This window comes from Opitutus sp. GAS368, from assembly GCF_900104925.1.
GTDB lineage: Bacteria > Verrucomicrobiota > Verrucomicrobiia > Opitutales > Opitutaceae > Lacunisphaera.
In genome coordinates this window covers 1,370,914-1,388,371 of sequence record NZ_LT629735.1, presented here as the reverse complement: position 1 = coordinate 1,388,371, position 17,458 = coordinate 1,370,914, and the positions used below count along the sequence as shown (strand labels likewise).

The 17,458-nt window shown below is 64.9% G+C and carries 15 protein-coding genes; 7 read left to right on the top strand and 8 right to left on the bottom strand.

Annotated elements, in window-relative coordinates:
• Positions 1-3: 3 nt before the first annotated feature.
• From argJ to argF, 4 genes are all read left to right on the top strand, one after another.
• On the top strand, positions 4-1,236 hold the full coding sequence (gene argJ, locus BLU29_RS05910; protein ID WP_197677772.1) for a bifunctional glutamate N-acetyltransferase/amino-acid acetyltransferase ArgJ: 1,233 nt from the start codon (positions 4-6) through the stop codon (positions 1,234-1,236).
• 235 nt (positions 1,237-1,471) lie between these two features.
• Complete coding sequence (gene argB / locus BLU29_RS05905; protein ID WP_091055889.1) at positions 1,472-2,353, top strand: acetylglutamate kinase; 882 nt, start codon at positions 1,472-1,474, stop codon at positions 2,351-2,353.
• 73 nt (positions 2,354-2,426) lie between these two features.
• Complete coding sequence (locus BLU29_RS05900; RefSeq protein ID WP_091055888.1) at positions 2,427-3,644, top strand: aspartate aminotransferase family protein; 1,218 nt, start codon at positions 2,427-2,429, stop codon at positions 3,642-3,644.
• 7 nt (positions 3,645-3,651) lie between these two features.
• Positions 3,652-4,587, top strand: coding sequence for an ornithine carbamoyltransferase (argF, locus tag BLU29_RS05895; RefSeq protein WP_091055886.1), 936 nt, complete (start codon positions 3,652-3,654; stop codon positions 4,585-4,587).
• Between the two features lie 15 nt (positions 4,588-4,602).
• Here the strand turns inward: argF and BLU29_RS05890 are convergent, their stop codons facing one another.
• Positions 4,603-5,100 carry a prepilin-type N-terminal cleavage/methylation domain-containing protein gene (locus BLU29_RS05890; protein WP_091060947.1) on the bottom strand — a complete coding sequence of 166 codons (498 nt, stop codon included), beginning with the start codon at positions 5,098-5,100 and terminating at the stop codon, positions 4,603-4,605.
• Between the two features lie 122 nt (positions 5,101-5,222).
• On the opposite strand from BLU29_RS05890, the gene BLU29_RS05885 reads away from it, so the two are divergent.
• Positions 5,223-6,449 carry an argininosuccinate synthase gene (locus tag BLU29_RS05885; protein ID WP_091055885.1) on the top strand — a complete coding sequence of 409 codons (1,227 nt, stop codon included), beginning with the start codon at positions 5,223-5,225 and terminating at the stop codon, positions 6,447-6,449.
• A gap of 348 nt (positions 6,450-6,797) precedes the next feature.
• Here BLU29_RS05885 and BLU29_RS05880 read toward each other — a convergent pair whose 3' ends face one another.
• The 5 genes from BLU29_RS05880 to BLU29_RS05860 form a co-directional block, all read right to left on the bottom strand.
• Positions 6,798-7,181 (bottom strand): ACT domain-containing protein, encoded by a 384-nt coding sequence (locus BLU29_RS05880; protein WP_091055883.1) that lies wholly within the window; start codon positions 7,179-7,181, stop codon positions 6,798-6,800.
• A gap of 81 nt (positions 7,182-7,262) precedes the next feature.
• A complete protein-coding gene (locus BLU29_RS05875) occupies positions 7,263-8,255 on the bottom strand; it encodes an MlaD family protein (RefSeq protein ID WP_091055881.1) in 993 nt (330 codons plus the stop codon).
• Positions 8,248-9,051 carry an ATP-binding cassette domain-containing protein gene (locus BLU29_RS05870; RefSeq protein ID WP_091055879.1) on the bottom strand — a complete coding sequence of 268 codons (804 nt, stop codon included), beginning with the start codon at positions 9,049-9,051 and terminating at the stop codon, positions 8,248-8,250. The genes BLU29_RS05875 and BLU29_RS05870 overlap by 8 nt, the downstream gene beginning before the upstream one ends.
• Positions 9,048-9,806 carry an ABC transporter permease gene (locus BLU29_RS05865; protein WP_197677771.1) on the bottom strand — a complete coding sequence of 253 codons (759 nt, stop codon included), beginning with the start codon at positions 9,804-9,806 and terminating at the stop codon, positions 9,048-9,050. The genes BLU29_RS05870 and BLU29_RS05865 overlap by 4 nt, the downstream gene beginning before the upstream one ends.
• Entirely contained in the window at positions 9,803-11,170 is a 1,368-nt protein-coding gene (locus BLU29_RS05860; RefSeq protein WP_091055877.1) for a hypothetical protein, read from the bottom strand. The genes BLU29_RS05865 and BLU29_RS05860 overlap by 4 nt, the downstream gene beginning before the upstream one ends.
• Positions 11,171-11,412: 242 nt before the next feature.
• Between BLU29_RS05860 and BLU29_RS05855 the strand changes: the two genes are divergently transcribed.
• Complete coding sequence (locus tag BLU29_RS05855; RefSeq protein WP_091055876.1) at positions 11,413-11,982, top strand: RsmD family RNA methyltransferase; 570 nt, start codon at positions 11,413-11,415, stop codon at positions 11,980-11,982.
• Here the strand turns inward: BLU29_RS05855 and BLU29_RS05850 are convergent.
• A complete protein-coding gene (locus BLU29_RS05850; protein WP_231962319.1) occupies positions 11,957-12,664 on the bottom strand; it encodes an RsmE family RNA methyltransferase in 708 nt (235 codons plus the stop codon). The two genes, BLU29_RS05855 and BLU29_RS05850, sit on opposite strands and share 26 nt — an antisense overlap.
• Positions 12,665-12,831: 167 nt before the next feature.
• Between BLU29_RS05850 and BLU29_RS05845 the strand changes: the two genes are divergently transcribed.
• Entirely contained in the window at positions 12,832-13,497 is a 666-nt protein-coding gene (locus BLU29_RS05845; RefSeq protein ID WP_172830220.1) for a response regulator transcription factor, read from the top strand.
• Here BLU29_RS05845 and BLU29_RS05840 read toward each other — a convergent pair.
• Positions 13,454-17,239 (bottom strand): ATP-binding protein, encoded by a 3,786-nt coding sequence (locus BLU29_RS05840; RefSeq protein ID WP_172830219.1) that lies wholly within the window; start codon positions 17,237-17,239, stop codon positions 13,454-13,456. The two genes, BLU29_RS05845 and BLU29_RS05840, sit on opposite strands and share 44 nt — an antisense overlap.
• Positions 17,240-17,458: the final 219 nt, after the last annotated feature.

The following is a 17,458-nucleotide window of genomic DNA, read 5'->3' as shown; positions in this document are numbered from 1 at the left end:
CCCATGACCCAATTGATCGTCACTCCAGACAGCGCCGGCATCACGGAGGTGCCCGGCTTCGAGGCGGCCGGCGTGGCCTGTGACATTCGCGAGAAGCACGATCTCAAGCGCCTGGACCTCGCGTTGCTCTTTTCCCTGCGCCCCTGCACCGCGGCCGGCACGTTCACCAAGAACGCCGTCAAGGCCGCGCCCGTGCTGCTGTGCACGAGGCATCTCGCGCACGGCGGACCCTTCCACGGCATCGTCGCCAATTCGGGCAACGCCAACGCCTGCACGGGTCCGGACGGCCTGGCGGACGCGCATACCACGGCGCAACGCATCGCGGCCTCGCTCAACCTGAAGCCGACCTCATTCTTCGTCTGTTCGACCGGCCGCATCGGCCAGCCGCTGCCCATGCCGAAGCTGCTGAAGGGCCTCGAGCGCGCCGTCAGCGAGAAGGGCCGCACGGCCGACCACGGCCACAAGGCCGCCAGCGCCATCCTCACTTCCGACACGAAGCCCAAGACCGTCACGGTGAGCTTCACCTACGACGGCAAGAAACACTTCGTCGCCGGCATCGCCAAGGGCGCCGGCATGATCCAGCCGAACATGGCGACGATGCTCGCGTTCCTCGCGACGGATTTTTCCGTGCCGCGCAGCTTCCTCCAGAAAACCCTCTCCGAGGCCGTCGCCGGCACCTTCAACTGCATCACCGTGGACGGTGACATGAGCACCAACGACACCGTGCTGATGCTGGCCAACGGCCACTCCGGCGTCAGCGTCGGCGACAAGAGCCCGCGCGAGCTGCGGGTCCTGTTCGCCGAGGCGGTCTGGAAGGCCTGCGAGGTCCTGGCCGACAAGATCGTCTCCGACGGCGAGAAGATCACCAAGGTCATTGAAGTGAAGATCACCGGCGCCGCCTCGGCGGAGGACGCCGAGAAAGTGGCGCGGGCCATCGGCAACTCCCTCCTCGTGAAGTCCTCCTGGTATGGCGAGGACCCCAACTGGGGCCGGCTGGCCGACGCGGCCGGCTACGCGGGCGCCAAGCTCGTCGAGGCCAAGCTGGACATCCTCTACAACGACACGCCGGCCATGACCGCGGGCACGCCGCACGCCGACCTGAAGCCCAAATGGAAGGAGATCGTGAAGGCCCGCCGCTTCACCATCACGCTCAACCTGCACCTCGGGAAAGCGTCGTTCCGGCTGCTCGCGACCGACCTGACCGAGGGCTACGTGCACTACAACAAGAGCGAGTGAGCCTGGGGATCCTTGCAAGGACGGTTCCTTTGCAGGTCGGGGTTTATTCCTGACCGCGCCGGTTACATCGGGCATAAAGCCCGGCCTGCACCAATTTGGTCCATGGCCGGCCGCGTGACATTTGCGACCGGTTGCATTTTTTTAGTGAAATCTGCGCGCATTGCCTTAACAGATTCATCCACCCAACAACTGATGAACGCCGCGCCGCATTTCTCCGCCCACTCCTGAACGCCTGATGGACGTTTCCGAGGTCATTGCCAAAGCGCGCGTGCTTCTTGAGGCCCTGCCTTACATCCAGGACTTCCACGGCTCCACGTTCGTCGTCAAATACGGCGGCAGCTTCATGGACGACCCCGATTCGACCGTGCGCAAGAGCGTGGCCACGGACATCGCGTTCCTCTCCGCGGTCGGCATCAACGTCGTCGTCGTGCACGGCGGTGGCAAGGCCATCTCCAAGGCGATGGACGCCTCCGGCCTGAAGGCCAGTTTCGTCAACGGCCTCCGCATCACCGACGAGGCCACCATCGCCATCGTCAAGAAGACGCTCGACGAGATCGTGAACAAGGAAGTCTGCGACACGCTCGCCGCGGTCAAGGCCAAGCCGAAGGGCCTGGCCGGCGACAGCGTGCTGGTCTGCCAGAAGCTCGAGACCGACGACGACGGCAACAAGGTCGACCTGGGCTTCGTGGGCGACGTCACCGAGGTGAAGGTGAAGCTCATCAAGAAGGAGATCGCCGATGGCTTCATGCCGGTGATCTCGCCCGTGGCCGAGGGCTATGACGGCAAGCCTTACAACGTGAACGCCGACACCGTGGCCGGCCGCGTGGCCAGCGCCCTGCGGGCCCGCCGCCTGGTCTACATGAGCGATGTGCCCGGCTTGCTGGCCGATCCCAAGAATCCCGCGACGCTCATCTCCACGGTCAAGGTCGGCGAGGTGGAGGGCCTCAAAAAGAAGGGCATCATCGACAAGGGCATGCGCCCGAAGGTGCAGAGCGCGGTGCGCGCCCTGCAGGAGGGCGTCCAGCGCGTCCACTTCGTGGACGGCCGCATGCCGCACAGCCTGCTGCTCGAGATCTTCACCGACAAGGGCGTGGGCACCGAAATCGTGCACGGCTGAGCGCCGGCACGCGGCGCATTGCGCGCGTGCATTTGCCCCCTGGATCCGTAAACTGCCGCCCTCCTTCTTTTCCATGAGCCTGCCGACCATTGTCCGCACGAACACCGCCGAGCTTTACGACGCCTACGTCATGAAGAACTACGGGCGCGCGCCCCTGACGATTGTGCGCGGGGCGGGGGTCAACGTGTGGGACGACACCGGCCGCGAGTATCTCGACTTCACCTCGGGCGTCGCCGTGGCCGCGCTCGGGCATTGCCACCCGGTCTGGGTGGAGGCCATCCGGCGCCAGGCCGGCGAGCTCATCCATTGCAGCAATCTGTTCCGCCACCCCAACCAGGGCGAGCTGGCGCGGCGTTTGGTGCAGCAGGCCGGTCCCGGCCGGGTCTTCTTTTGCAACAGCGGCACCGAGGCCAACGAGGGCCTGATCAAGCTCGCGCGCCTGCACGGCCTGCGGAAGTCGGGCGAGGAAGGGAAGTGCATCAAGATCATCGGCGCCAAGAACGCATTTCACGGCCGTACCTTCGGCGGCATGAGCGCCACCCCGCAGGAAAAAATCCAGAAGGGATTCCGGCCGATGCTGACCGGCTTTGCCTTCGGCGAGCTGAACAACCTGCAAAGCTTCGCCGATCTCATTGATGGAAACACCGCGGCCATCTTCCTCGAGACCATCCAGGGCGAGGGCGGCGTCACGCCCTGCACGGACGAGTTCCTCTGGGGCGTGCGCCAGCTGTGCGACCAGCACAACCTGCTGCTGATGCTCGACGAGGTGCAGTGCGGACTCGGTCGCACGGGAACGTTCTACGCGTTCCAGCACTCCGGCGTGCGTGCCGACGCCATCGGCATGGCCAAGGGCCTCGGTGGCGGTTACCCGATGGGGGCCATCTGGGCGGCGGAGAAGCATGCCGAGCTGTTTACCCCTGGTTCGCACGGCTCGACTTTTGGCGGCACGCCCCTGGCGTGTGCGGCGGCGCTGGCGGTGCTCGACGTCATCGAGCGGGACAATCTCCTGCAGAAGGTGCAGACGAACGGCACGGTCTGGAAGGCGCAGCTCGAGAAACTCATCACGGAATTTCCGAAACAATTGAAGGCGGTCACGGGTCGTGGCTACATGCTCGGCCTTTTGCTACACGGCGAACCCGGCCCCTGCGTTGCCGCCCTGCGCGACGCCGGGCTGCTGGCCCCCCAGGCCGGCACCAACACCGTGCGGCTGCTGCCGCCGTTGATCGCCACCAAGGAACATCTCGACCGCGCGACGGCGATCATCCACGCGGTGTTCACCCAGAAAAACTGACCCCGCCATGAAACACTTCCTTCAGGAAACCGACTTTTCCCGCGACGAGGTCGCGCAGATCTTTGCCCTGGCCCGCCGGTTCAAGCAGGAGCGCGGCCATCACGAGAAGCCGCTGGCCGGCCAGACCTGGGCGATGATCTTCGCCAAGTCGAGCACGCGCACCCGCGTGTCCTTCGAGGTCGGCATCCACGAGCTCGGCGGCAATCCGCTTTTCCTCAACACCAACGATATCCAGATCGGCCGGGGCGAGCCGATCAGCGATACCGCCAAGGTGCTGGGCCGTTTCGTGCACGGATTGGTGGTGCGCACCTACGCCCATGGCGACATCATGGGATTGGCGCAGGACAGCGGCGTGCCGGTGGTCAACGCCCTGACGGATTTCCTGCATCCCTGCCAGATCTACACCGACGCATTCACCGCGGCGGAGCGCTGGGCCGGGCCGGCCGGCGACCTGTTCGCCTCGCTGCAGGGCCGCAAGGTGGCGTTCCTTGGCGACACCGGCTTCAACATGGCCAATTCCTGGATCTTGGGGGCGAATCTGTTCGGCATGAAGGTCTCTCTGGGCGGCCCGGCCAGCGACGGCCCGGGCAAGCTGATCAGGATGATGGCCGAGAAGATGGGCGGTTCCTTCCATTTTACCTCCGATCCCCACGAGGCGGTGGCCGACGCCGACATCGTCTACACCGATGTTTGGGCCAGCATGGGGCAGGAGGGCGAATCGGCCGAACGGCAGAAGCGGATGATGCCGTTCCAGGTGAACAAAAAGCTTTTCGAGGCGGCCAAACCCGATGCGCTCTTCATGCACTGCCTGCCGGCGCACGCCGGCGAAGAAGTGACCCAGGAGGTGCTCGACCACCCGCGTTGCGTGATCTTCGACGAGGCGGAGAACCGCCTGCATGTCCAGAAGGCCATCCTGGCGATGCTGGCACGCAGCCGGGGCTAAGGTCCGCGCAGCGGGTCAGTTCTTCTCGAGGACGAGAATCACGCGGTTGGCAGCCGTCTTTTGGAAGTTGCCCGTGCTGAGATTGCCATCGTCCAGCTTGGCGTCGATTTGCTGCAGCTGTTCGTCCGTGCAGGTGAAACCGATGATACAAATGCCCGCGGTGCCGGTGGAGGTGAGGGAATTGTCCCACTGCCACAGGCCGCCGATGGTGGTGGCACTCTGCCAACTCGCGGCCTTCAGGGTGTCGGTGATGGAGGTCGGGAGGTTGGGCACGACCCCCGGGGCGGCCGTGACCGGCCAGCCACCGTTGTTGGTGTTGAATATTTCAAAAGCCTGGGTGAAGACGCGAAAATCATTGATCACGCGGGTGTTTTGGGAGGAGCGCTGGCTGCGCCGGATGGCCGGAATCGCGAGTGCGGCCAGCAGGCCGATGATCACGACTACGATCATGATCTCCACGAGGGTGAAGCCGCGGGTTGGGCCAGTGCTGAACCGGGGTGGCGTGGTGTTCATACCGCGGGAGAGAGGATCCTCCCGGCCGGGGGGAAACGCAATCTTGGAGGCGGCGGGGAGCGCCAAATACCTGATTTTTACTTTGCGCAGGCGGGATGATTACCAACACTGCAAATCCTATCATGAAGATCGTCCTCGCATACTCAGGAGGCCTCGACACCTCCGTCATCGTCAAATGGCTGAAGGAAACCTACGACGCCGAGATCGTCACCTTTGCGGCTGATGTCGGCCAGGAAGAGGAGCTTAAGGGCTTGGACAAGAAGGCGCTGAAGACCGGCGCGTCCAAGCACTATACCCTCGATCTCGTCGAGGAATTCGCCCGCGATTTCATCTATCCGATGATCCGCGCCAACGCGATTTACGAGGGCCAGTATTATCTTGGCACCTCGATCGCCCGCCCGCTCATCGCCAAGGCCCAGGTGGCCATCGCGAAGAAGGAAAAGGCGGACACTGTCGCGCACGGTGCCACCGGCAAAGGCAACGACCAGTGCCGCTTCGAGCTGACCTACATGGCACTCGCGCCCAACCTCCAGATCATCGCCCCGTGGAAGATCGAGGCCTACCGCGAACTTTTTCCCGGCCGCGCCGAGATGATCGCCTATTGCGCGAAGCACAAGATTCCCGTCGAGGCCTCGCTCAAGAAGCCGTATTCGATGGACCGCAATCTCCTCCATATTTCCTACGAGGCGGGCATCCTCGAGGATCCGTGGTTCGATCCGACCACCAAGGCGAACAAGGCGATGTTCAAGCTCTCCGTCGCGCCGGAAGATGCGCCGGACAAGCCCGAGTATGTCGAAATTGATTTCGTGCAGGGTAACGCCGTCGCCGTGAACGGGAAGAAACTCACCCCCGGCGGCGTGCTGAAGGCGCTCAACAAGCTCGGAGGAAAACACGGCATCGGCCGCGTCGACCTCGTCGAGAACCGCTTCGTCGGCATGAAGTCCCGTGGTGTCTATGAGACCCCGGGTGGCACGATCCTGATGCAGGCGCACCGCCAGGTGGAGTCGCTGACGCTCGACCGCGAGGTGCTGCACTTGCGCGACGGGTTCATCCCGAAATACGCCGAGCTCGTCTACAACGGCTTCTGGTTCGCGCCCGAGCGCGAGATGCTGCAGGCGATGGTCGACGAGAGCCAGCGTTACGTCACCGGCACCGTCCGGCTCAAGCTTTACAAGGGCAACATCATCACCTGCGGCCGGAAGTCGAAGTATTCCCTCTACGACGACAAGATCGCGTCGATGGAAGGCGTGAAGAGCTGGTATAACCAGAGCGACGCCACCGGCTTCATCCGCCTCAACGGCCTGCGCCTGCGCGCGCGCAATCTCGCCCAGGGCGGGCCCAAGGCATAAGGCATAGGGAACTTTCCCCGGAAACCAGGCGGTCTTCCCGGGCCGCCTTTTTCGGGTCCGTGCGGTCCGGCGCGAAATTATGCCGGCTCGTCGCGCCCGTCGGCAGGCTGGCACTGGGAGCAGTCGGCCGACGGCGGCAAGACGTGGACGACCGTCTTCGACGTCCGCTACCGCAAGAAGGACCAGCACTACTCCGTCAGGTATATGATGCATCGAGCGACACACCCCGCCCTGCCGGGCACCCCTCTCCAGAGGGGACCCAAACCAACGCCGGCGATAATCCCCTCTGGAGAGGGGTGGCGCGTAGCGACGGGGTGGGTCGGAACCTAACGGAGTAGGGCTAGCTGTTCAGGGCCGCCGGACGGTGTGGCCCGCGGCGGTGAGCACCTGCTCCACGGCGTCAAGGCGGTCGGCCTTCACCAGCAGATAGTCGGTATCGAACGTCGCGACGGCCAGTGAGCTGATCGCGGCGGCCGCCAGCGGCGCGGCGACCGACGCAAGGATGCCGACCGCCCCGAAGTCGAAAGGGCCGGCAAATTTCAACAACCGCCAGCCAGCCTCATGCTTCACGCCCGCCGGCACCTGCGCGGCCGGGCACATGATGGACAGCTCGTCCGCCGTTCGCGTGGTGGAGCTGAAGACCGCGGAGCCGGCCCAGGCGGGAAAGGGCGCCGCGGCGGGCAGCCGGCACACGGCGAATTCGCCAGGAATGAGCTGGAGGCTGAGGGGCATTGCGACCGGGTGGGCGGAGTCTCCGGACGGGCCGGGGAGGGACAGCTCATCGGGGCGATCCGCCTGATCGAGCAGCCGGCATCAGAAGAGTTTGCCGGCCACGACGCCGACGGCGGTGATGGGGCCTGAGTCACCCATGCCATCGATGGCGCGATCCGCCTTCTTAAGGGTGGCCTGCACGTCCTTGTAGAGGCCGTCGTCGGCGAGCAACTTGCCGAGCGTGCCCTCACCCTTGGCGATCTTGTCGGAAACGCTGCGGACGTTGGCGACGCTGATCTTGAGGTTGTCGGCGGTCGATTGGTCGTAGAGCAGGACGCCGAGCGCGCCCTTGCCGCTTTTCACATCGGCCACGATGCCCTTGGTGTCGCTCATGAAGGTGCGCGCGTCGGCCGCGGCGAGCTTGATCTCGCCGACCGAGGCGAGCAGTTCGTCGTGCAGCTTCGGGTCGTTGACCAGCTTGCCGAGCGTGCCCTCGCTGCCCTTGATCTTGGCGGTGATGTCCTCGAGGTTGCTGATGGTCGCGGTGAGCTTCGGGCCGTTTTCGGCGACGAGCTTATCAAGGCGGGAGAAGATGTTGCCGCCGTCGCCCCCGCCGCCCATGGACTTGCCGATGTCGCCGACGACCTGTTCGAGCTTGGAACCGAGGTTGCCGAGCTGGCTGATGACCTCGCTCATGTCCACGGTGGGCTTGGTCTTGATCTCGTCGCCGTCCTTCAGCAACGGCCCGCCCGGGGTCCCGAAGGTGACGCCGAGATAGTTGCTGCCGAGAAGGCTGGACTGTTCGACGCTGGCGACGGCGTCCGTGGGGATCTGGATGCCGGGCTCGACGTCGATCACGGCCTCGACCCGGTGGCCGGCGAGGCGGGTCAGCCCGACGGCGCCGACCTTGACGCCGGCCATGCGCACCTCGTCGCCGGTCTTGAGGCCCTTGAGGTTGGCGAAGCCGGCCACGAGGGTGTAGCCCGGTTTCTTGAAGAGCCGCCCGCCGTTGAGCGACTCGAAGGTGATCCAGGCGAGCGCCAGGCCGAGCAGAAAGAAAAGGCCGACGCGGATGCTTTGGGATGTATTATTCATGGCTGTTCTCCAGTTGTTTGAAGCGGGGATTCTTGAGGTCGATGACCGGGTTGAGAAAGTTGGCGATGACCGGGTCGGTCGGGTGCTTGAATTCGGCGGGGGTGCCGACGCCGCGGATTTTGCCGTCCATCACGAAGGCCAGGCGGTCGGCGATGGCAAACGCGAGGTCGCGGTCGTGGGTGACCACGAGGCTGGTGACGGCGGTCTGCTCGCGCAGGGTGGCAATGATCTCGGTCAGCGTGGCCGACATCACCGGGTCGAGTTCGGAGGTCGGCTCGTCATAGAGCAGCAGCTGGGGCTCCATCACGAGGGCGCGGGCGATGGCGACGCGCTTCCTCATGCCGCCCGAAAGATCGGAGGGAAACTTGTTGGCCGCCTTCTCGAGCGACAGGATCGAGAGGGCGTGCATGACCCGCTCCCGGATGCCGGCCTCGTTGCACTGGCGGTGTTCGCGGGGATAGAGGGCGAGATTGTCGTAGACCGACAGAGAGCTGAAGAGCGCCCCGGCTTGGAAGACGAGGGCGAGGTGGACCTTGTTGCGGGTCTCGGGGTCGGCGGCGTCGAACTCGCCGATGCGGACCTCCCCGTTCGTGGCCTGCTCAAGGCCGGCAACGTGCTTGAGGAGGACGCTCTTGCCGGAGCCGCTGGGCCCCATGATGCAGAAAATCTCCCCGGGCTTCACCTCGAGGTTGATGTCCGTGAGGACGGTGGTTCGGCCGAATTTCTTGGTCAGGTGACTGACGGTGACGCCGAACGTCTTGCCGACGAAGGGTGAGGCGGTGAAGGCAGAGGTCATGACATGAGGAGGGCTTTGGTGACGAAGTAGTCGAGCACCAGGATGAGGATGAGCGAGGCGACGACGGCCTTGGTGACGGAGGCGCCGATCTCGCGCGGACCGCCGCGAGTGTTGAGCCCGATGTAGCAGCAGACATTGATGATCACGAAGCCGAAGACCTCGGCCTTGATCAGGCCGTCGACGATATCCCGCGGCTTCATGTAAACCTTGAGGGCGGTGAAGTAGGCCTCGGAGTCGACGGAGATGGAATGGGTGTATTGGCAGACGAGCGCACCGCCATACCAGCCGCAGAGGTTGGCGATGATGGCGAGCACCGGCATCATGACCGTGATCGCCGCCAGCCGCGGCAGCACCAGCATCCGCTCGGGCGGGATGTTCATGGTCGTGAGGGCGTCGATCTCCTGGTAGACCTTCATCGAGGCCAGTTCGGCCGTGATGGCCGACCCGACCCGGCCGGCGATCAGGATGGCCACCATGACCGGGCCGAGTTCGCGCGCCATGGTGAGGCCGACCAGCGTGCCGATGAACTGCTTGGCACCGAAATTCTCCATGCTGTAGCCGCTTTGCAGCGCGAGCACGCTGCCGATGAAGAAACTCAGGATGGTGACGATGGGCAGGGAAGTGTAGCCGATGAGGTAGCACTGCTCCATGAAGCGGGCAAACTGGCGCGGCAGCGTGGGCAGGTATTTCAGCGAGCGCACCAGCAGGAGCAGGGTGCCCCCGATATGGCCGATGATGGTGGTCAGGTAATTCATGGCGACGGCGGGGCCGCAAAGGTGTTGTTAACTGCTTTCGGGGAAAAATCGAACAGGGAAAATTTCCAGGGGCCCGTGCCTGGCGCGCGCGACCAGGCGAGCGGGCCCAAATGGAACTCCCGGCCCGTCGGGGAGTTTTTCCAACTGACCAGACTGAACAGGATGGAGCCGCGGGTGTCACCCGGTGCGCGCTGGTCGTAGCGGTAGATGGCCGTGAGCGGAGACCAGAGCTGGCGGACGGGCTCGTTGGTGGGAAAGAAGACCTCGAAGGGGCTGAGCACCTGCAACTGGCGCTGGCCCGCGCCGTTGTCCCACGAGCTGAAAAGCGGCCAGAGGTGGGTCTTGTGCGCCGGAGCGGCGGCGGGATTGGTCGTGCTGCGCTGGGTGAGCGACCAGTAAAGAAACCACAGCACCTGGTTTTGCTCCTGGGCGATGCCGTTGTCGGTCCAGCGCGCATGGCGGAACAGCGGCCAGGCGAACCAGGTCTTGTCGTAACCCTTGATCACCGAGTGCGTGTAGAAGGGGCCCCAGCGGTTCACCCGGCGCTGATCGCCGCGGCCCTGCACGAGAAACGGCCAGAAGTAACGCCGCTCGTCATAGCGATAGGGGTCGGTGCGGTGCGTGTAGCCGAAGAAGGGCCAGGCATAGTTCTCGCTGACATAACCGGGCGCGGTGTCGCGCGTGTAGAAGGGCAGCACCCCCAGTTTCACGTCGGGCTGCGGTTCGGAGAGATTTTTCGCGGAATGGTAGATCAGCGGCCAGAGATAAAACCAGTCGTCAAAATCGCCCTCTTTTCCCCGGTGGCCGAACAACGGCCAGAACTCGAAGCCGTGTTGCCCGGCCCCGTGAATGAAACGCAGAAAGGGCCACGGGGCATGCGTCGTGTGCGCCCCGCCTTTCTCCGTGTCCGCATAAAGAGGGAAGAGCACGAAATGAATGCGATCGTAACCGAAACGGGACTTGATCGTGCCGCCGACCGGCAACAGGGCCCGATAGCTTTCGGCCGGCTCGCCGGTGTCGCGGGAAAAATAAAACGGCCAGACGTCGAAACTGCGGACCGTCTGGCGGTCTCCGCCGGTTTCCTGCCGCCGGTTGATCAACTGGAAAAAACTGAATGAACGGTAGCCGTCGTCCCGTTGCCAAGTGAAGAACGGATACAGCAGCAGGGTGCTGGTCTTTGCGCCCTCCCGGGAGTGCAGGTAGAACGGCCGGAAGCCTTCCACCTCAGCCCCGTCTGTGCCAGTCTTCCGGAACAGAAAAGGCCCGAGGTATTCCCCGGATTCGGTGGCCCCGTCAGCTTTCACCTGCCGGACGGAAAAGGGCCAGAAATTCACTTCCTCGGCACGCAGGACGGCGCCCGTCATGAGGGCAGCACAGGACAACGTTACGATGAGCCGGGAAAACATGCTTGGTGAATTGGGTAAAGGCATTGCCTTTGCGCGACCCGGAAGCCAGTTAGGTGGCTGGCTGGGCCGGCCGGAAAGAGGTAAGCCGCCCCCCGTCCACGTGCAAATGCTATGTTGATACAACCACAGGCAGCAGAAAGTGTTCCCTTGTTTTCCCAGGCGGGTTGCCGGGTGGAAACCGGCCTAAACGGAGCAGAGCCATGCGGATAACCGGCGGGAAAGCCCGGGGCATCCCCTTGCTCCTGCCCAAGGGCGACGCGGTGCGCCCGGCGACCGACGCCATGCGGCAGGCGGTGTTTTCCAGTCTGGCGGCCCGGGTGGAGGGCGCGCGGTTCCTCGACTTGTTTGCGGGCAGCGGGGCCTATGGCCTTGAGGCGCTCAGTCGCGGCGCGGCTGGCGGGGTGTTTGTGGAGCAGAACGCCCGCACGGCGGATTTCATCCGCCAGAACATCGGGGCGGTCTGCAAGAGCCTCGGCCGCGAAACCACCGGATTGCAGGTGGTCACGGCGGATGCCACCCACGTGATGCCGGGCGGGGCCCCGGATCTGGTGTTCATCGATCCGCCGTATGAGATCATCCCGGAAGTGGCGCCGAAGCTTTTCGCGCGGCTCGAGGAATTGCTGGCACCGAAGGCGGACGCTCTCGTGGTGTTCGAGATGCCCGGAGGGCTGGAACTTTCGCCCGCCGGCTGGACCTGCGTGAAACGGCTCGGCAAGGGCGCGCGCCAGCCGACGGTGGCAATCTTCAGATCCAGCCGCGCTGCGCCTTGAGGAGCGCGACAGCGGCGATGCAGGCCGTCTCGGTCCGCAACACCCGCCCGCCCAGATGGACAAAGGCAAAACGGCCGGTGCGCAGCTGCGCCCGCTCATTCGCCGACCAGCCGCGTTCGGCGCCCAGGGCGAGCGCCACCGGCTGTCCCGCCACCGCCGGGGTCCGGCTGAGCGCCGCGGGCGATTCATAATTGTCGAGCGCCAGCCGGGCCGACCCGGCCGGCAGCGTGGCCATGACCTCGGCGAGGGTGCGGCCGTGCGAGACCTCCGGCAGCCGCGTGCAGAAGGCCTGCGCGGCACCGCTTATGACGCACTCCTCCCAGGCGCCGGAGGTCCACAGCGTGCTCCGGGCGTAGCTCGCCTCGCCCTTTTCCGTGCGGATGAAATGCAGCGCCGCCACGCCGAGCGCCGTGGCTTCGCGCAGGATGTCGCGGGCGGTCTGCGGCCGGGGCAATCCGATCACCAGAGTGAGCGGGTTGAGTGGAGGTGGGGATTCGCCCCACGAAAACGTGATGCGAAGCCGCTCCTCTTCCACTGCGACGAGCGTGCCCTTGCCGCGCGGTCCGTTCACCAAACCGGCGTCGAACGTGTCGCCGGGCCGCCGGCGCAGCACGGTGAGGATGTGCTGCGCGCGCGGATCGCGCCGGGGCAGGGGAAGCTCGACTTCCGAAGAACGAAACAAGATGATGTTCACGTGAATAGATTGAAGCAGCAACAGGTTGTAACACCGGGCAGACCGAAATGCGCCCGGTGACGCCAGCCACCCGGCGGCGGCTCGCTCCAACCCTATTTCAAGACAAGCCAGTGAACTCAGCGGACACAATCCCAGGAAAAAGCCCCGCCGGCCCGGTGGCCCGCGGGCGTGTCGTCATTGTGGAGGACCAGCGGATCGTGGCGGAGTTTTTCACCTACCACTGCCGCGATCTGGGCCTGCAGGTGTTGCAGGCCTGCGGGACTTGCGAGGAGGGCCTCGCCGCCATCCGCAAGCACCGGCCCGATCTGGTCCTGATGGATATCTCGCTGCCGGACGGTGACGGGTTGGAAATGTCCAAGGTCGTCCTCGACGAGCTGCCGTCCGTCAAGATTCTCGCGATCTCGTCGCACCGCGATCCGTGGACGATGCTGCAGGTGCAGCGCATCGGGCTCCACGGCTTCGTGGACAAGAACGAGCAGCGTCCGGAGGTGCTGTCCGAGGCCATCCACGCCGTCCTGGGCGGGCGGGTCTACTACACGCCCATCGTGAATGAATCGAGCGCCAGCATCCGGCGCGATCCGCGGGCCTTCATCCGGGTGCTCTCCGACTACGAGACCCGCATCCTCTCGATGATCGGCGAGTCCAAGACCGACGACGAGATCGCCACCGTGCTGGCCATCAGCCCCGCCACCGTGCAGTCGCGCCGGCGCGACATCATGCGGAAGCTCGACATCCACACGACCCCGAAGCTGATCCACTACGCGATCGTCAACGGACTCACGCGGGCGGAGCAGCTGGGCCAGAAGAAGCCGCCACTCTGACCCGCAGGTCGGCCAGCTGGACGGCGAACTCGCCCAAGAGGCGGCGCACCTCATCCCAGTGGGCACTGCCGACGGCGGCCTCGAGCGTGCGCTGGGTCTGTTCCATCTCGCGCTCGTAGATGAAACCGCAACGGCCGACGAGCAGGTGGGCGCAGCGGCCCGCCTCGGCGGCATCCGCTTGCGCCACGGCGGCCTCGAGTTGCCCGAGCTCGACCTCGAGCTCGGAAAGATACAGCGCCAGCTCGTCGGCGAAAGGGACGCCCTTTTTGCGGGCCAGCAGGCGCAGGTTGCCCAGCCGGTCGGCCGGGCCGCTGGAGGCCCGGGCAGACGGTTGCGCCACCGGCGCGGCGACTGGGGCGGGGGCGGTTGCCACCGGCTGGAGACCGGCGAGCGCCTTGGCCAGCCGTTCCCTGGTAACGGGCTTGCCGAGGAAGGCGTCCATCCCGGCGTCCAGGCACTGCGCCCGTTTTTCCGGCGTGGTGAACGCGGTGGTGGCGAGGATCAGGGCGTGGGCGGAGGCGTTGGGCAGGGTGCGGATGGCGCGGGCGACATCGACCCCGCTGAGGCCGGGCAGGTTGAAATCGAGGAAGACGACATCGAAGGTCTGCCGGCCGGCCAGCGCGAGGGCGGCCGAGCCTTCCTGCGCGGCGTGCACGATGAAGCCCATCGACTGCAGCAGGTCGGCCAGCACGATGCGGTTGTATTCCTGGTCGTCGACCACGAGCGCGGTGCGGCCCGCCGGGGCGGCCGCGGGGGTGGCGCCGGCGGCCGGCTCGGCGGCCGCCGCGGCGACGGCAAAGGGGGCGCTGAAATAAAGGCACGAACCCTGGCCCAGTTCGCTTTCCAGCCAGATCCGGCCGCCCATTTTCTCGGCGAGACCCTTGCACAGGGCGAGGCCGAGGCCGGTGCCGGGCACCCGGCCCTTTTGCGCGGCCGCGCCGCGCTCGAAACGCGTGAAGAGCCGCGCCTGTTCCTCGGCGGAAATGCCCGGTCCCTCGTCGGACACGGCGAAGATCACCTCGGTTCGCGCGATCCCCAGGCTCTTGCACCAGACGGTGACGCTGACCTGGCCGCGTCCGGAAAACTTCAGGGCGTTGCTGACAAAGTTGATCAGAATCTGGCGGATGCGGCGCGCGTCGCCCACCAGCTCGCGGGGCACGGCGGGTGAAACGGCGAGTTCCACCGGGACGCCGTATTTCTCGCTGTCGGCGCGGGTGATGGCGGCGACGGATTCGACCAGCTCGGGCAGGTCGAAGGGCTTCGGGTCCAGCTCGATCGCGCCCGCCTGCACCTTCGAGAAATCAAGGATGTCTTCCAGCAGCGACGAGAGGTGGCTGGCGCACTGCCGGAGCAGGCTGAACTTGCGGCGGCTCTCGGCGTCGAGGCCCTCGGTCCGGAAATTCTCGGCAATGCCGATGACGCCGTTCATCGGGTTGCGGATCTCATGGCTGACGCCGGCGAGGAATTCGTCCTTGGCGGCGCTGGCCTTGACGAGCTCGGCGGTGCGGACCTCGACCAGGGTCTCGAGCTCCTGGTTACGGGCCCGGATCCGGCGCTCGCGGACACGGATGAAGCCGAACACCGCCAGGCCGAGGGCGGCAACGTAGCCGGCGAAGGCCCAGCCCGAGCGATACCACGGCGGCAGGATGCGGAAGGTGAAAACGGCCGGTGCGCTGGTCTGGCCCGCACGGTTGACCGCACGGACCTCGAAGCGATAGTCGCCTTCGGACAGATTGGTGTATTCGAAGGAGCGGCGCGCGGAAGCGGAGGACCACTCTCCGCCACCCTCGCCGAGACGCGTTTGGAAAACCAAGTCCTTGCTGCGGACATAATCCCCGGTGAAAACCCTGAACTGCACCCGGTGGTTCTTGTGTGGGTAGGAGGGAACCGGACCGCCGGGCAGGTCCGGGACCTTGATGATAGGCGGTGCGGGTGGCAGCAGGGTCGGGATCTTGTCGTAGTCGAGGCGCAGGATGCCCTGCATGCCGCCCAACCACAGAATGGGCCGGTGGTTCTCCTCCGCAAAGGTGGCGGTGCGAATCGACCCGATGGCATCCAGGGAGCCAAGGTCGAGTTCGCGCCAGCGGGCCAAGCCGTCCCGGTCGAAGGAAAGGACTCCCGCGCCGTGCAGCGGACCTTGAGTGCCCGCCGGCAGCCGATAAACAACCAGAACATCCTCGCTTCCGGGGATGGCGCGCACGATGGACGGGGTGATGACCGGCAGGTTCGGTAGTTCGCGCAGGTCCCGGCCTTGCGGACCGGCCTGGAGCACGTGGTCTTTGAGAAAGAAAAGGAGGCGAGCTTCGTTTCCGACAACCCAAGTCAGCCCTTGGGTTGGCTGGGCGGTAACCGGGTCGATCAGCGGGGTGAGTCGCCTGGTGGCGGGATCATAGCAGAAAGCACCCTTGGCGACAGTGCCGAGCCAGAGACGGCCCGAAGAGTCTTCGTGCAGGCTGATGCATGTATCGGGCAGCTCCAAGAAACGGCTGCTCGCAAAAGAGCCATCAGCCTGTCGGTCCAACCGGACCAGCCTGTTTACTTCCGCTACATAGAACAATCGAGGATTCGTTCTGGCCGGTTGGACAAAAATGGCAGAGTTGGCTTGAAGCGGATAGACCGTGCGAGTGGTCGTGCCGTCGAACCAGTCGACCCCGCCAAAGCGCGAAAGCAGTAGGCCGTCATCACAAGGCAACATGTGGCCGGAACTCACGGCCAAGGAAGGCACGGCTTGGAATTGGGCGACTCCCTCGGCCGAAGTGTCCAGTCGATAGATGCCATCGTCTGTGGCGGCGTGCAGGGTGGACCGCCAGAACACAAGATCGTTGACGGCCTGCCCCTTCAGGCCGTTCAGAGCGTTGAACACCGTGCTTTCCCCCGTCGCCGGCAGGTGAAAGAAATCGGTGGGCGTCGTGCCGAGGATCTCTCCGGAGGTGTCAGTCGTCAGGCTGGTTATTTCGCGGCCGGGCAGACCGCTGCCCGTGTCGGCCCAGATGCGAATCACCCCGCCGGAGTGGTTGGCCAGGACCAGCCCACCCGAGACGGTGCCGATCGCAAGATTGCCGTTGGGCAACTCGGTAAAGGCACTTACGCGGTGCTGGGTCAGGTATTGGTTCAGACGTTCCGACGAAAACGGGGCCGGCTCACCAGGGCGGATCAAGCCCTCATTGCTGATGGTAATCAGCCCTGATTCATCCCGGATCAGGCCGATGATCAGCTTGGTCCCTAGCTGGCTCGCGGGCACACTCAGCTGCGGGCCGGCCTCGGTCAGTCGATAAAGACCAGTTTCGAGGTGATGAAACCAAAACTCGTCCCCGATTTTCAAGGGCGACAGGCGCAAGCTGGTAGGGAAAGGCGTTGCCTGGAAAGCCTGTCCGTCCCAGCGCAACAACTGGTCCTTGCCAAAGAAATAGATGTCGGAGCCGACAGATGCGCAGCCCCAGACGGCGCCGATTTCACGAAGTGACGGCGGCAGCTGCGGGACAAGCGAGTGATACTTGAAGGTCCCGAGCGGCTCCTCCGTGAAGTAACCGATGTCGGTGAACATGGCAGTCCACAGCCGGCCCACTTTATCCGGGATCAGGGAACGCAGGGAGTAGGGGCTGGGTTTGGCATGGGAGCTCCACGATTGGCCGTCGAAAACCTGCAGCGAATCCGATCCGATGAGAATCCGGCCAAGCCGGTCCTGCTGGATCATGGATTTGCGGGCATCCCCGCCCATGGCCCTGGCCGGGGTGATTTCCACCGGCGGCAGACCGGCGGTTCGGTCGGTCCAAGCGGCGTGCAAAATGGCCGGGTCATCGCCAAGCAGCAGGCAAAGAAGGAGGGTCGCTGCTTTTGAAAACCGGTGATGCACTTGGGAATAGGAAAGTAAATTATCGGCCGGCTGCAACCTCTTGTCCACACCTTGACTTAGGTCGCACGTCGCGAGTGGCAGCAGGTTGAGGGTCCCTCAATACAGGCG

Excerpts from the sequence above, each read along its gene's own strand:
- argB (WP_091055889.1), top strand. The coding sequence starts at position 1,472 with ATGGACGTTTCCGAGGTCATTGCCAAAGCGCGCGTGCTTCTTGAGGCC.
- BLU29_RS05855 (WP_091055876.1), top strand. The coding sequence starts at position 11,413 with ATGCGGATAACCGGCGGGAAAGCCCGGGGCATCCCCTTGCTCCTGCCC.
- argF (WP_091055886.1), top strand. The coding sequence starts at position 3,652 with ATGAAACACTTCCTTCAGGAAACCGACTTTTCCCGCGACGAGGTCGCG.
- BLU29_RS05865 (WP_197677771.1), bottom strand. The coding sequence starts at position 9,806 with ATGAATTACCTGACCACCATCATCGGCCATATCGGGGGCACCCTGCTC.
- BLU29_RS05875 (WP_091055881.1), bottom strand. The coding sequence starts at position 8,255 with ATGAATAATACATCCCAAAGCATCCGCGTCGGCCTTTTCTTTCTGCTC.
- BLU29_RS05900 (WP_091055888.1), top strand. The coding sequence starts at position 2,427 with ATGAGCCTGCCGACCATTGTCCGCACGAACACCGCCGAGCTTTACGAC.
- argJ (WP_197677772.1), top strand. The coding sequence starts at position 4 with ATGACCCAATTGATCGTCACTCCAGACAGCGCCGGCATCACGGAGGTG.
- BLU29_RS05890 (WP_091060947.1), bottom strand. The coding sequence starts at position 5,100 with ATGAACACCACGCCACCCCGGTTCAGCACTGGCCCAACCCGCGGCTTC.
- BLU29_RS05880 (WP_091055883.1), bottom strand. The coding sequence starts at position 7,181 with ATGCCCCTCAGCCTCCAGCTCATTCCTGGCGAATTCGCCGTGTGCCGG.
- BLU29_RS05870 (WP_091055879.1), bottom strand. The coding sequence starts at position 9,051 with ATGACCTCTGCCTTCACCGCCTCACCCTTCGTCGGCAAGACGTTCGGC.
- BLU29_RS05885 (WP_091055885.1), top strand. The coding sequence starts at position 5,223 with ATGAAGATCGTCCTCGCATACTCAGGAGGCCTCGACACCTCCGTCATC.
- BLU29_RS05860 (WP_091055877.1), bottom strand. The coding sequence starts at position 11,170 with ATGACGGGCGCCGTCCTGCGTGCCGAGGAAGTGAATTTCTGGCCCTTT.